11 protein-coding genes are annotated in these 13,692 nt (G+C 68.1%); 3 read left to right on the top strand and 8 right to left on the bottom strand.

The window, feature by feature from the left end; all coding sequences use genetic code 11:
* The first annotated feature begins 276 nt into the window (after positions 1–276).
* On the top strand, positions 277–1,803 hold the full coding sequence (locus tag SFC76_RS19465; protein WP_322851074.1) for a peptide chain release factor 3: 1,527 nt from the start codon (positions 277–279) through the stop codon (positions 1,801–1,803).
* A 7-nt stretch (positions 1,804–1,810) separates the two neighbouring features.
* Here the strand turns inward: SFC76_RS19465 and SFC76_RS19460 are convergent, their stop codons facing one another.
* From SFC76_RS19460 to rpmF, 6 genes are all read right to left on the bottom strand, one after another.
* Positions 1,811–3,070: an MFS transporter gene (locus SFC76_RS19460; RefSeq protein WP_322851073.1), complete on the bottom strand. Its 1,260-nt coding sequence runs from the start codon at positions 3,068–3,070 to the stop codon at positions 1,811–1,813.
* Between the two features lie 52 nt (positions 3,071–3,122).
* Positions 3,123–3,494 carry a MerR family transcriptional regulator gene (locus SFC76_RS19455; protein WP_322851072.1) on the bottom strand — a complete coding sequence of 124 codons (372 nt, stop codon included), beginning with the start codon at positions 3,492–3,494 and terminating at the stop codon, positions 3,123–3,125.
* A gap of 5 nt (positions 3,495–3,499) precedes the next feature.
* The gene (locus SFC76_RS19450; protein ID WP_038665973.1) at positions 3,500–3,799 is read right to left on the bottom strand and encodes an integration host factor subunit alpha; all 300 of its coding nucleotides are present in this window, start codon (positions 3,797–3,799) and stop codon (positions 3,500–3,502) included.
* A 124-nt stretch (positions 3,800–3,923) separates the two neighbouring features.
* Positions 3,924–4,892, bottom strand: coding sequence for a beta-ketoacyl-ACP synthase III (locus SFC76_RS19445; RefSeq protein ID WP_322851071.1), 969 nt, complete (start codon positions 4,890–4,892; stop codon positions 3,924–3,926).
* Positions 4,889–5,920 (bottom strand): phosphate acyltransferase PlsX, encoded by a 1,032-nt coding sequence (gene plsX / locus SFC76_RS19440; RefSeq protein ID WP_322851070.1) that lies wholly within the window; start codon positions 5,918–5,920, stop codon positions 4,889–4,891. Before plsX ends, SFC76_RS19445 begins: the two co-directional genes overlap by 4 nt.
* A gap of 33 nt (positions 5,921–5,953) precedes the next feature.
* The gene (gene rpmF, locus SFC76_RS19435; RefSeq protein WP_037532429.1) at positions 5,954–6,133 is read right to left on the bottom strand and encodes a 50S ribosomal protein L32; all 180 of its coding nucleotides are present in this window, start codon (positions 6,131–6,133) and stop codon (positions 5,954–5,956) included.
* Positions 6,134–6,457: 324 nt separating this feature from the next.
* On the opposite strand from rpmF, the gene SFC76_RS19430 reads away from it, so the two are divergent.
* Both SFC76_RS19430 and SFC76_RS19425 read left to right on the top strand, forming a co-directional pair.
* Entirely contained in the window at positions 6,458–9,043 is a 2,586-nt protein-coding gene (locus SFC76_RS19430) for a TonB-dependent receptor domain-containing protein (RefSeq protein ID WP_322851069.1), read from the top strand.
* Between the two features lie 330 nt (positions 9,044–9,373).
* Positions 9,374–11,431 (top strand): hypothetical protein, encoded by a 2,058-nt coding sequence (locus SFC76_RS19425; protein WP_322851068.1) that lies wholly within the window; start codon positions 9,374–9,376, stop codon positions 11,429–11,431.
* Here the strand turns inward: SFC76_RS19425 and SFC76_RS19420 are convergent.
* Entirely contained in the window at positions 11,406–12,083 is a 678-nt protein-coding gene (locus tag SFC76_RS19420; RefSeq protein ID WP_322851067.1) for a DUF6445 family protein, read from the bottom strand. The genes SFC76_RS19425 and SFC76_RS19420 overlap by 26 nt on opposite strands.
* Positions 12,080–13,582 carry a tryptophan halogenase family protein gene (locus tag SFC76_RS19415; RefSeq protein ID WP_322851066.1) on the bottom strand — a complete coding sequence of 501 codons (1,503 nt, stop codon included), beginning with the start codon at positions 13,580–13,582 and terminating at the stop codon, positions 12,080–12,082. The genes SFC76_RS19420 and SFC76_RS19415 overlap by 4 nt, the downstream gene beginning before the upstream one ends.
* Between the last annotated feature and the right edge of the window lie 110 nt (positions 13,583–13,692).

Below are 13,692 nucleotides of genomic sequence, written 5' to 3'. Positions count from 1 at the left end.
CATGGTGGCGGCGCAGTCAGGAGTCGCGCCGACGTCCATGGCGCCGAATCCATGGGTCCCGGCGTCCGCCGGGATGACGACCAGGTAGCCGCTACACTCTACACCCTCTGTCCTCCACGCCCCACATCTGGCAAAGCGCCGCGACGACACGCCCCTCCCGCAGCCGGCCGCATCCAGCGCGCCGCTCCGGGCGGGGCGTCGTCGATCCCGACCTAGCGTCGATTTCGCCACCTTCCGCGGCTCCCGCCCGAGTCGCCCGCCAGCCGGATACCGCCAGTGACCTCCCCCCGCCGCACCTTCGCGATCATCTCCCACCCCGACGCCGGCAAGACCACGCTGACCGAGAAACTGCTGTATTTCGGCGGCGCGATCCATCTCGCCGGCGAGGTCAAGGCGCGCGGCCAGACCCGTCGCGCCCGCTCCGACTGGATGAAGATCGAGCAGCAGCGCGGCATCTCGGTCACTTCGTCGGTGATGACGTTCGAGCGCGACGGCATCACCTTCAACCTGCTCGACACGCCGGGGCACGAGGATTTCAGCGAGGACACCTATCGCACGCTCACCGCGGTCGATTCGGCGGTGATGGTGATCGACGCCGCCAAGGGCATCGAGCCGCAGACGCGCAAATTGTTCGAAGTGTGCCGCCTGCGCTCGGTGCCGATCATCACCTTCGTCAACAAGGTCGATCGCGAAGGGCGCCCGATCTTCGAATTGCTCGACGAGATCGCCGACATGCTCGCATTGGACGTCGCGCCGATGAGCTGGCCGGTCGGCATGGGCGGCGAGTTCGAGGGCGTGCTCGACCTCGTCACCAACACGATCAGCCGCCCCGAAGGCGACAGCCGCGCCTTCCTCGGCAAGACCGAGGCCGACCCGACGCTCTCCGAGCGCTGGGCGGAGGAGATCGAGCTGGCGCAGGCGGGCTATCCCGAATTCGATGCCGAGGCCTATCGCAACGGCGACCTCACCCCGGTCTATTTCGGCTCGGCGCTCAAGGACTTCGGCGTCGCCGAGCTGATCGGTGCGCTCGCCGAACACGCCCCGCCGCCGCGCGCGCAGCCGGCCGAGCCCGCCCCCGTCTCGCCCGACAATGACGAGGTCACCGGGTTCGTCTTCAAGGTGCAGGCGAACATGGACCCCAACCATCGCGACCGCATCGCGTTCATGCGATTGTGTTCGGGGACGTTCAAGCGCGGCATGAAGCTGACGCCGACGGGCCACGGCAAGCCGATCGCGGTCCATTCGCCGATCCTGTTCTTCGCGCAGAACCGCGAACTCGCCGACGAGGCGTTTCCGGGCGACATCATCGGCATCCCCAACCACGGCACGCTGCGCGTCGGCGATACCCTGTCGGAGCGCGCCGACGTGCGCTTCACCGGCCTGCCCAATTTCGCGCCCGAGATCCTGCGTCGCGTCCAGCTCAAGGACCCGACCAAGACCAAGCAGCTCCGCAAGGCGCTCGACGACATGGCCGAGGAGGGCGTGACGCAGGTCTTCTACCCGGAGATCGGCTCGAACTGGATCATCGGCGTCGTCGGCCAGCTCCAGCTCGAGGTGCTGCTCAGCCGGCTCGACGCCGAATATAAAGTCGCGGCCGGGCTGGAGCCGGCGCCGTTCGAGACCGCGCGCTGGGTCTCGGCGGAGAACCCGAGCGACCTCAAGGAATTCATGGATCTCAACCGTTCCGCGATGGCCAAGGACCGCGACGGCAATCCGGTCTTCCTCGCCAAGAGCGCGTGGGAGGTCAATTACATCGCCGATCGCTACAGCAAGGTCCGCTTCGCCGCGACGCGCGAACGGTAACGCGCGGTCAGCCCACCCAGTCGCGGCGCAGCGGCCGTACCGCGAGCAGCATCAGCAACGCCGCGACCGGGTAGAAGGCGAGCGCCGCCAGCGCCGCGTGGCGCAGCGCGTCGCTGCCATAGGCGGCGGTCATCGCATCGGACAATCGCCCCATGACCAGCGATCCCAGCCCCAGGCCGATGAGATTGTTGATGAACAGGAAGCATGCCGCGGCGGTGGCGCGCATCGGCGGCGGCACCAGATGCTGGACGGCATTGGTCACCGGCGCGAGCCACAGGATGTTGAGCCCGTGCGGGATCAGGAACAGCAGCCAGGCGAGCGTGGGCGAGGCGCTGTTGAGTCCGGCAGCGAACAGCGGCGCGGTGATCAGCCAGGCGATCGCCGGCAACCGCGCATGGACGCCGCGATCGCTGCGGCCGAGCCGGTCGGCGAGCCAGCCGCCCGCGAACACTCCGATCGTGCCGCCGACCAGCAGCAGCGCGGCGAGATACTGCGACGCGGTCAGCAAGGTGAAGCCGAACGACCGGATCAGGACCGACGGCATCCAGAAGGCGAGGCCATAGCCGGCGAGCGAGCTGCACGAGGCGGCGAAGGCCATCAGCCAGAAGCTCGGCTTGCCCGCGAGCAATTCGAACACCGCCAGCGTCGACGCGCTGCCCGGACCGATCGTGACGTGCGGGTCGAACCGGCCGCGTGCCGGCTCGGTCACCAGCCAGCGGAAGATCGGCGCGAGGATCAGCCCGGCGATGCCGACCGCAAGGAACGCCCGCCGCCAGTCGACCGCGCTCGCCAGCACGCCGCCCAGCAACGCCCCCGCTGCCATCCCGATCGGAATGCCCAGCGAATAGATCGCCAGCGCCCGGCCGCGCTGACGTGGCGGAAAGGAATCGGCGATCATCGCATAGGATGGCGCGACGCCCCCGGCCTCGCCCACCCCGACGCCGAGGCGGCACGCGAAGAGCTGCCAGAAGCCGGTCGCGAGCCCACACAAGGCGGTGAACAGGCTCCATATCGCAAGGCTGATCGTAATCACCCAGCTGCGGCTCGTCCGGTCGGCGACCAGCGCCAGCGGGATCGCCAGCGTCGAATAGAGCAAGGCGAAGGCGATGCCGCCGAGCGCGCCCAATTGCGTATCGGTAAGGTGCAGTTCCGCCTTGATCGGCGCGGCGAGCATGCCGAGGATCTGCCGATCGAGGAAGTTGAACGTATAGACGAGCAACAGCATCGCCAGGACGAGCAGGCGGGTGCGGCGATGGGCGACGGCCATGGTGGGTCCTTTCCGGATCGCAGCCCGATACCCGGCGTGCCCGGCCGGCCGGTCAGGCGATATCGTCGTCCTGCGTCAGCGCGCGGCCAAGATCGTCGCGGATCGTGCGCAGCGCCGCAAGCATCGTGGGCGCCCCATCGTCCGGGCCATCGCCGGGGCGAGCCTCCGGCGGGGCGGGATGGGTCAGCAATTGCTGGACGCCGCGGACGGTATAGCCCTGCGCGTTGAGCAACGCATCGATGCGCCGCACCAGGGCGACGTCTTCGGGTCGGTAATAACGACGGTTTCCGGCACGCGTCACTGGGCGTAGCTGCGGGAAACGGGTTTCCCAATAGCGCAGGATATGCTGCGGGAGGCCTGTGGCCTCCGACACTTCCCCGATCGTCCTGAACGCTCCGCTCGCCTTGGGCGTGCCGGAGACCATCCGGCTCAGCTGGAGGTGACGATGCGTTCGCGCATCATCTGGCTGGCGCGGAACGTCAGCACCCGCCGCGGCGCGATCGGCACCTCGACGCCGGTCTTGGGATTGCGGCCGATCCGCTCGCCCTTGTCGCGCAGGACGAAGGTGCCGAAGCCCGAAATCTTGACGTTCTCGCCCCGCGCGAGCGCCTCGCACATTTCGGTCAGAATCTGTTCCACGATCTTCGCCGACTCGGTCCGCGACAATCCGATCTGACGGTGCAGGGCTTCCGAAAGGTCCGCCCTCGTCAGTGTTCCAACAGTAGTCATCAACACGCTCGCCCCACTCCATCTGCTAGGATGCCCGCGTATAATGTTACACGATAGCAGACGTGTCCGAAAGTGACTTTGTTGTCAGGTTCCCGGCAAGGCCGGAAAAACGAACGAATTGCTGTCAGAAGCGGACGACGGCGGCGCCCCAGGTGAAGCCGCCGCCCATCGCCTCGAGCACGACGATCTCGCCCTGGCGGACGCGGCCGTCGCGCACCGCGACGTCCAATGCGAGCGGTACCGAGGCGGCCGAGGTATTGGCGTGGCGATCGACGGTGACGACGATCTTGTCGGGGGACAGGCCGAGCTTGCGGCTGGTCGCGTCGAGGATGCGGGCATTGGCCTGATGCGGGACCACCCAGTCGACATCGGCCGAGGTCAGGCCGGCGATGACCAATGTCTCCTCCAGCACCGCGGCGAGGTTGACGACGGCGTGGCGGAACACCTCGCGGCCCTTCATACGCAGCTTGCCGACGGTGCCGGTGGTCGACGGGCCGCCATCGACATAGAGCAGGTCGTTGTGGCGGCCATCGGCGTGCAGCTTGGTGGCGAGGATGCCGCGGCCGGTGTCGGCGTCGCTTTCCTGTCCTTCGAGCACGATCGCGCCGGCGCCGTCGCCGAACAGCACCGCGGTGGTGCGATCCTCCCAGTCGAGGATGCGGCTGAACGTCTCGGCGCCGATCACCAGGGCGCGGCGATGCACGCCGGTGCGCAGCATCGAATCGGCGACCTGCACCGCATAGAGGAAGCCCGAGCAGACTGCGGCGACGTCGAACGCGACGCAATCGTTGATGCCGAGCATCGCCTGCACCTTGGTGGCGGTGGCCGGAAAGGTCTGGTCGGGGGTGGCGGTCGCCAGCACGATCAGGTCGATCTCGCCGGCGGCGATGCCGGCCGAATCGAGCGCGGCGCGGCAGGCGTCGGCGGCGAGCGTCGCGGTCGTCTCGTGCGGACCGGCAATGTGGCGAAAGCGGATGCCGGTGCGCTCGACGATCCAGGCGTCGCTGGTGTCGAGTTGCTCTTCCAGTTCGGCGTTGGACACGCGCCGCTCGGGCAGCGCCGACCCGGTGCCGAGGACGACCGAACGGATCATGCGGCTTTCTTTTCGAAATTGCCGAGATCGTCGGCGATGCGGCGGGTCAGGTCGGCGCGCACCATCTTGGCGGCATTGCCGATCGCGGTGGCGACGCCGCGCTCGTTGGCGCTGCCGTGGCTTTTCACGACGATGCCGTTGAGGCCGAGGAAGACCGCGCCATTGTGGTTGTTGGGATCGAGGTGGTCGCGCAGCAATTCGGTCGCCGGGCGCGAGATCAGGAAGCCGACCTTCGAACGGACCGACGAGCTGAATGCGCGCTTGAGCAGGTCGGCGACGAAGCGCGCGGTGCCCTCGGCGGTCTTGAGCGCGATATTGCCGGCGAAGCCGTCGCAGACGATCACGTCGTGATTGCCGCGCGCGAGCTGGTTGCCCTCGACGAAGCCGGTGAAGGTCAGCGGCAGATGCGTCTGCCCTTTTAGCACCGCGGCGGCGTCGCGGATCTCGTCGGTGCCCTTCTGGTCCTCGCTGCCGATGTTGAGCAGCGCGACGCGCGGGCTGTCGAGGTCCATGATCGTCCGCGCATAAGCGGCGCCCATCACCGCGAACTGGACGAGGTTGCGCGCATCCACCTCGGTATTCGCACCGAGATCGAGCATCACGACATCGTTGTCGCCCAAGGTCGGCAACGGCGCGGCGAGCGCCGGCCGGTCGATGCCGGGCAGGGTGCGCAGCGCGACCTTGGCCATCGCCATCAGCGCGCCGGTATTGCCCGACGACACCGCGGCGCCGGCACGGCCCTGCTTCACCAGATCGATGGCGATACCCATCGAGGTCGTCTTGGCGCGGCGGATCGCCTGGCTCGGCTTGTCGCTCGAACCGACGGTCTCGGGGGCGTGGACGATCTCGCTGTGCTGGCTGAGGTTGGGATGGCTCTTCAGCTCTTCCGCAACCTTGGCCTCGTCGCCCACCAGGAAGAATCGCATACCTTCATATCGCCGGCGGGCGGCAGCCACGCCGGCGAGCATGACCGCCAGCCCTTCGTCGCCGCCCATCGCATCGACGGCGATCCAGGAAGTGTCGGGCATGTTCAGCGCTTATCCGGATGGGAGGGGAGGGGCTCAGCCCTCGACCGAGACGATCTCGCGGCCGTTATAGTGGCCGCAAGCGGTGCACAGATTGTGCGGACGCTTGAGCTCGCCACAGTTCGGGCACTCCTGGAACGATTCGATGCTGAGCGAATCGTGGCTGCGACGCATGCCGCGCTTGGAGGGAGAGGTCTTTCGCTTGGGGACGGCCATTTCGGCACCTTGTTCTAGGAATCGGCTTACGGAAAACCGATGAGCCCGACGGGCCGCCCGGGCAACCGACGCAACGCCGGTCGCTGGACGCCACCGACAACCGGACGCATCGCGAAGCGGGGGCCTATAGCGAATTTCCGCACCGGCGCAAGCTTCGGCGCACCGCGCCCCTGTGTTCGGGCCTGTGATCCCGGCTGTGTCCCCGGCGCCACAGGCTCCACCCATTCTGGTCCGAATCCGCGCCGACCGCTGTTGCCGGATGCCCGAAAGGTATAACGACTCGCGCAGCCGTCAAAGAACGGCAGACGTTTTTGGGGAGATACGATGCGCACCGACCATGTTGGGATTCGCGCCCTGCTGCTCGCAGGCGCCGCGACCTTGCCTTTCGCCGCCGCGGCACAGACCGTGCCGGGCGATCAGCCGACCACGCAGGCCGGTACGCCCGCCGCCGCGACCGCCCCGGCCGAAGCGAACGACGATCTCCAGGATATCGTCGTCACCGGCCAGACCACCCGCGACCGCCCGCTGATCACCTCCTCCGCCGACATCACTTATGCGACGCGCGAGGCGATCGACCGCCGCGCGCCGCGCTCGACCGCCGACATGCTCGAGCTGGTCCCCGGCATCTTCGTCGAGGCGACCGCGGGCGAATCGTCGAACAATTATTCGGTGCGCGGCCTGCAGGGCGGCGGCCAGCGCTTCGTCCAGATCGAGGAGGATGGCATGCCGGTCCTCTACGGTGGCGGCGGCTCGGACTTCTTCTTCCAGCAGGATCTGACGATCGACCGGCTCGAGGCGGTGAAGGGCGGCTCGTCGGGCGTGCTGACCGTCAACGGCGCCGGCGCGACGATCAACTTCATCTCCAAGCGCCCCAATTTCAACCAGTTCGAAGGCGCGGTGCGGCTCACCGGCTTCAACTACGGCCTGAAGCGCGCCGATTTCTATTATTCCGCGCCGCTCGCCGAGAATCTCGCGTTCAACTTCGGCGGCTATGTGCAGAGCAGCCCCGGCGTCCGCCGCAATCCCTATGATTATGCCGGCTATCGCATCAAGGGCGCGCTCGAATACCGGCTGCCCGGCGGCGGTTCGGTCCGCCTGTCCGGCCGCCGCGGCGATATCGAGACCGCCTTCTACGCCGACGCGCCCTATCGCTTCGAGAACGGCAAGCCGTCGAGCATCCCCGGCTTCAACATCCAGAAGGACAATATCGGCGGCGACGCCTTCACCTCGATCGACGTGCCGGTGTCGACCTTCGCGCATGCCAGCGGCTATCGGCCGTTCCGCTATCGCGACGGCATCCGCTCGCTCTACAATCAGGCCCGGCTCGATATCGACGTGCCGGTGTCGGAGACGGTCAGCCTGTTCGCCCGTTCGCGCTACATCGATTACAAATATGATTTCAACGGCCTGTTCCCCGGATCGGGGACGGGCAACGCCGGCCTCGCCAGCGCGGTCGACTATCTGACGCCCGATCCGGCACGCTCGCCGATCATCGACGTGCTGCGCGCCGGCTTCGCCGCTTATCCCGCCACCACCCGCTTCGGCATCCGCAACCTGCGCACCGGCGTGGTGCTCGGCTCGGATCAGACCGCGGCGCTCAACGCGCTCAACGGCAACGGCTTCCTCCAGCGCACGACGCTCAACCACGATGCCGTCCACGGCAAGGATTTCGGCAGCAACATCGGCGCGCGTTGGGAAACGCAGTTCGGTGCGATCAAGAACTCGCTGACCGTCGGCGGCATGTATTACAATGTGAAGCGCAACCAGGATCAGTCCGCGACCGCCAGCGTCGTCAACGACGTCAAGAACAACAGCGACATCTACGACATCGTCGCGCTGAACGGCGCCAATGCGGTGATCGGCACGCTGACCGACAGCGGCCTCGTCTCCTACGGCGATTGGGGCAACGGCATCCGCGAGCGCAAGGACGAGACCGTCTCGCTCTACGCCAACGACGAGATCGCACTCGGCGATCATCTGCGCATCGACGGCGGCATCCGCTGGGAGCGCGACACGGCGACCGCCTTCGACGGCGTGACGGCGGCGACCAACCAGGCGGTGCCGGCCAGCCAGGACGGCGTGATCCGCAACGTCGGTTCGACCTTCAACGGCCAATATGCGCCGACCAACGCCACCCGCACCGGCGCGGACGGCAAGCTCAGCCAGTCGAAGATCGCCTGGACGATCGGCGCCAATTACCTGTTCGCGCCGAACTTCTCGATCTACGCGCGCTACGCCGACGGCTTCCAGACCAACAACATCGACCCGATCACGACGATCAAGCTCTACGAGGCGGGGCTGCGCTACCAATATTCCAGCCTGTTCACCGGATCGGTGACGGTGTTCCGCACCAATTTCGACGACCAGAACTACAATTTCGCCAACCCGGCCAACCCGACGCAGCAACAGAACATCAACGCCGATCTGCGCACCAAGGGTGTCGAGGTCGATGTACTGGTGCGGCCGATCCGCTGGTTCTCGGTCGATTTCCAGGGCGTGTTCCAGGACCCCAAGCTGGTCAATCTCCAGCTCGATGGCGTCACCGACGCGGGCTATGCAGGCAACCGTCCCGAACGTACGCCGGCCTCGCTGTGGACCGTCACGCCGGCGATCCGGCTGCCCAACGGCCTGGGTGAGATCTTCGGCCGCTACAAATATATCGGCAAGATCTTCGCCGATGCCGGCAACGGCGTGGCGCTGCCGGGGTATGGCGTGACCAGCGCCGGGGTGACGCTCAACGTCACCGAGAAGCTGCAGGTGGCGGTGAATGCGGAGAATATCTTCAACGTCGTCGGCCTGACCGAGGGCAATCCGCGCCAGGGCCAGACGCAGGCGATCACCGACGGCTATTTCTACGCCCGCGGCATCGTCGGCCCGACCTATGGCGGATCGGTGACGTTCCGGTTCTGACCGGGGTGCGACCGGTCGCCGCAAGGGACCCGTCGACCCGAACCGGCTGGCAACCTCTGCCAAAGTCGGTCCGTGACACACCAAGCCTGTACCCCGGCGGAGGGCCGGGGCCCAGTTGGGTGAAGGTTTGTAATCACTTACAGCGGCCTTCCCGACTGGGCCCCGGCCTTCGCCGGGGTTCACAAGATGTTTGGCCAAGGTTTCGAACGGCTCGTTGTGACGGAGTTGGCATCAAAGTGGATCGACCCAGCTCGCGCTCATGGACGATAGTCCACGCGGGAACACGAAAGCGGGCGAACGATGGCGTCGGCCCCATCGAGGAGTGGTGAGATGAAGACCCGGATACTGGCGCTGCTCGCCGGCGCGGCGATCGGCGGCGCGACCTGGGCGGGGGCGCAGCAACGCAGCGCACCCGAACTCGCCTATCAGGTCGTCGAGGGGCAGAACCTCAACGCCTTCCTGCGCGACGGCCCGGTCGCGGCGCATCTGCTGCTGCGCAACGGCAGCGATCCGCGTATCCTCGTCGCCTTCCCGGCGGGCAACAGCGGCGTCGGATTGTGGTTCGAACCGCTCGCCCGTCCCGCGACATGGCGGCTCGATCAGCCCCCGCGCGCCGCCTCGGCGCCCGGTGTCGCCGGGCCGCAGCCGGCGATCGTCGCCGTCGCCAGCATCGACGCGCCGCGGCTGCGGATCAAACAGGCGGTGCTGTCGAGCGTCCGTTTCCTGCGCGACTATCAGTCGGTCGGCCGCTTCCCCAAGGAACTGGCGGTCGATCCGGTCGTCGCGGGCGAAACGATGACCTGGCGCCGCCCCCGGCTGGACGGCGCGCCGGGCTATCTGTTGCAGGTCCGCGTCCTCGCCGGCCGGATCGCCGACGGCGCGATCACCGCCACGTCCGGCCAACCGATCCGCCTGGAGATCACCGCGTCCAGCGGCGAGACGCCCCTGACCGGGCTGGCGCCGTCCGAGCTGCTCAACGCCAAGGCCGCCGCCGATCCGATCGCGCGCAACGCGCTGCGCTTCCTCAGCTATCGCGAGAAGTTCCTCGCCGGCTCGTGGCGCTTCCAGACCTATTTCGGCCGCGATACGTTGATGTCGCTGCGCCTGCTGATGCCGGTCCTGCAACCGCGCGCGATCGAGGCTGGGCTGGCTTCGGTGCTGGCGCGGCTCGATCCGACGGGCGATGTCGCGCATGAAGAGGGGATCGGCGAGTTCGCGGTCGTCGATCACCGCCAGCACGGCGGCAGCGGCGATGCCGCCGTGCTCGATTATGCGATGATCGATGACGATTACATGCTCGCGCCCGTGGCGGCGAGCTACCTGCTCGACAGCGGCGACCGCGCCGCGGCACGGCGCTTCCTCGCCGCGAGACTGGTCGACGAGGGGATTCCCGGCAAGACCGAACCGGCCGGCGCCGCCTTGGTCCGCAACCTCCGCTTCGTCGTCGCCCACGCGCAGCCGTTCGCCGCGACGCCCGCCGTCGGCCGGTTGATCGGCCTGAAGCAGGGCCGGATGACCGGCGAATGGCGCGACAGCGAAGAGGGGCTGGGGAGGGGGCGCTATCCCTATGACGTCAACGCGGTGTTCGTGCCCGCCGCGCTTGATGCGGCGGCGCGGCTGCTCGCCGCCGGGCTGCTCGACCCGTATCTGGCGGGGGACGACCGCGCGATGCTCGCATCGGCAGGCGCCACGGCGCAGGTCTGGCGCCGGCGCGTGCCGGACCTGTTCCGCGTGACGATCCCCGCTGCCGACGCGGCGGCGCGGGTCCGCGGTTATGCGCAGGGCCTCGGCATCCCCGCCGCACCCGCGCTCGCATCCCTCGGCGGCAAGCCGCTCGTCTTCCACGCCATCGCACTCGCCGCCGACGGCAAGCCGGTGCCGATCGTCCATTCCGACGAGGGCTTCGCCTTGCTGTTCGCCACCCCGTCGGTCGCCGATCTCGACACCTATGTCGACGCCGCGATGCGGCCGTTCCCGGCCGGGTTGATGACCGATATCGGCCTGCTCGTCGCCAATGCCGCGCAGGCCGACGCCGCGACGCAGGCGCGCTTCACCCCCGCCGCTTATCATGGCGCGGTGGTCTGGTCGTGGCAGCAGGCGCTGTTCGCCGCCGGCCTCGAACGGCAATTGGCGCGGACCGACCTGCCGCCGGCGACGCGGACGCGGCTGACCCGGGCGCAGGCGCGGCTGTGGCGGGCAATCCAGGCGACGCGCGCGACGCAGAGTTCGGAACTCTGGTCCTGGGCCTTTGCCGATGGCCGCTATGCCGTCGTGCCGTTCGGTGCGGGCAAGCAGGACGTCGACGAATCGAACGCGGCGCAATTGTGGAGCACCGTCTATCTCGCCGTGCAGCCCCCGCGGGTCAGCCCGGCGCCAGGAACGCGGTGATCGTCAGCCGGCCGCGCGTGGGATCGTCGCTCAGCACCGCATCGGGCGCGATCGCACCGCTGTGGAGCAAGGCGCTGCGATAGAGGACGGCGCGATTGTAGCGCGCCTCGACCAGCGCGATCCGCTCGAACAACGGCGTCGATCCGTGGATATAGGCGGGTGCCGGCACGCCGCCATGGCGCAGTTCGGCGTCGAGCTGGCCGAAGTAGATCGGCGCGCGCGCACGATCGAGCCGCTCGAACCCGGTGCTGCGATGCCGATAGAAAGCCGTACCGTCGCTGCCGTCGGGGTCGAGATAATGGACCAGGGCGATCCGGCCGGGCTCGACCGCGTCGACATGCGGCAGCCGCTGCGGCAGCGTCAGTCGCTCGGGCGGCGTGGTGACCAGCGCATAGCTCGAATCGAGCAATGCCAGCGCGCCGTCATGATCGAACACCCCGGCGAGCGCGCGGGTCAGCGCCGGCCGCACCGCGGCGAAATAATCGGCGGGCAGGCTGGCGCGCAGCCCGGGATAATGATGGCGGCCGGGTTCGAAGGGGGCGGTGGCGGCATGGCGGCGCAACGCGTCGGGATCGGGGTGGAAGCCGTCGATGATCGCGATCGGCTCCGCCTCCATGCCGATGCGGCGCGCGACGATGTCCGGCGGCGTCACGACGGCGTGCCGATCATCTGCGCCAGCACCGCGTCGTGCGTGGGCAGCGTCGGCGCCGCCCGCGCGATGACGTCGGCGATCTGCTGGACCTGCGCGCGATTGGCGGCCGGATCGATCGCATCGGCAAGCGGATTATAGCCCTGCGCCCTGATTCCCTGGCCATCGAGCACCGCAAGCCAGCTCGCCTCACGGAACAACTCGTCGGCGTCCAGGATGAGCCGCCCCGACTTGCGATATTGTCCGATCCGCTCATGCAGGCCATCGGGCAGGCGCATCGTTTGGCAGTGTCGCCACAGCGGCTCGTCGCGGCCGGTGGCATGATAATGGAGGATCAGGAAGTCCTTGATCCCGTCCATGTCGCGCGGGAAGGTCGTGTTGAAGCGCGCCGCCAGCGCCGGGTCGCAATCGCGGTCGGGGAACAGCGTCAGCAATTTGGCGATACCGCTCTGGATCAGATGGATGCTCGTCGATTCGAGCGGTTCGAGAAAGCCCGACGACAGGCCGATCGCCACGACATTGTCGCGCCACGGCCGGCGCCGCATACCCGCCGTGAAGCGCAGCAGCCGCGGCTCGGCCAAGGCCTCGCCATCCAGATTGGCCAGCAACGTCGCGATCGCGGCGTCGTCGCTGCACTGCGCGCTGGCATAGACATAGCCGTTCCCCGTCCGATGCTGCAGCGGGATGCGCCATTGCCAGCCGGCCGCGCGTGCGGTCGAGCGCGTATACGGCGTGGTGGTGGCGACCCGCGCGCAGGGTATGGCCACGGCGCGGTCGCAGGGCAGCCAATGCGACCAGTCCTCGAAAGGCTCGCCGACGACGCCGTCGATCAGCAGCGCGCGAAAGCCCGAGCAATCGATGAAGAGGTCCCCCTCCAGCCGCTCGCCCCGCGCCGTGGTCAATGCGCCGACGAAGCCGGTGTCCGCGTCACGCTCGACCGAGTCCAGCCGGCCCTCGACGCGCACCACGCCGCGCGCCTCGCTCACCCGACGCAGATAGGCCGCGTAGAGGCCGGCGTCGAAATGATAGGCGTAGCCGAGGCTCGACAGGATCGACCGCGCGTCGTCACTCGGTCTGGCGAACCGGTTCTCGGTGGCGAGCCTTTCCGCCAGCGACAGGGCGCCGAGCGGCAGGTCGAGCCCGTCGGCCGCCGCCTTCAGCCAGCGATGATGGAAGGCGACGCCGGGCAACGCCGCGCCATACTGACCGAAGGGGTGGAAATAGCGATGGCCCGGCGCCGTCCAGTCGACGAACGCGATGCCGAGTTTGAACGTCGCCTTGGTCGCGCGCAGAAACTCGGCCTCGTCGAGCCCGATCAGCGCATTGAACCAGTGTATCGTCGGGATCGTCGCTTCACCGACCCCGACGGTGCCGATCTCCTCCGATTCGAGCAGGGTAACGGTCACGGCCGCCCCGAAGCTGTGCGACAGCGCCGCCGCCGTCATCCACCCGGCGGTCCCGCCCCCCAAGATGACCACCCGCCGGATCCGCCTCGTTTCCATGGTTTACCCTACCCGCTGCCGGGGAAGGGCGCCACTGTCCCGGCGCATGGGCGAGACAGGCTCCGAACATGCCTGTCATTGGCCCGCTAAGCCACGCAGCGGCGTGGTTC

The organism is Sphingomonas sp. CD22 (assembly GCF_034556155.1).
Classification (GTDB): domain Bacteria; phylum Pseudomonadota; class Alphaproteobacteria; order Sphingomonadales; family Sphingomonadaceae; genus Sphingomonas.
The sequence above is the reverse complement of the archived record's forward strand: the minus strand, read 5'-3'. Positions and strand labels throughout refer to the sequence as shown.

Coding starts and splice junctions, on each gene's coding strand:
- SFC76_RS19460 (WP_322851073.1), bottom strand. CDS start 3,070: ATGGCCGTCGCCCATCGCCGCACCCGCCTGCTCGTCCTGGCGATGCTG.
- SFC76_RS19455 (WP_322851072.1), bottom strand. CDS start 3,494: ATGGTCTCCGGCACGCCCAAGGCGAGCGGAGCGTTCAGGACGATCGGG.
- SFC76_RS19450 (WP_038665973.1), bottom strand. CDS start 3,799: ATGACTACTGTTGGAACACTGACGAGGGCGGACCTTTCGGAAGCCCTG.
- SFC76_RS19445 (WP_322851071.1), bottom strand. CDS start 4,892: ATGATCCGTTCGGTCGTCCTCGGCACCGGGTCGGCGCTGCCCGAGCGG.
- plsX (WP_322851070.1), bottom strand. CDS start 5,920: ATGCCCGACACTTCCTGGATCGCCGTCGATGCGATGGGCGGCGACGAA.
- rpmF (WP_037532429.1), bottom strand. CDS start 6,133: ATGGCCGTCCCCAAGCGAAAGACCTCTCCCTCCAAGCGCGGCATGCGT.
- SFC76_RS19430 (WP_322851069.1), top strand. CDS start 6,458: ATGCGCACCGACCATGTTGGGATTCGCGCCCTGCTGCTCGCAGGCGCC.
- SFC76_RS19425 (WP_322851068.1), top strand. CDS start 9,374: ATGAAGACCCGGATACTGGCGCTGCTCGCCGGCGCGGCGATCGGCGGC.
- SFC76_RS19415 (WP_322851066.1), bottom strand. CDS start 13,582: ATGGAAACGAGGCGGATCCGGCGGGTGGTCATCTTGGGGGGCGGGACC.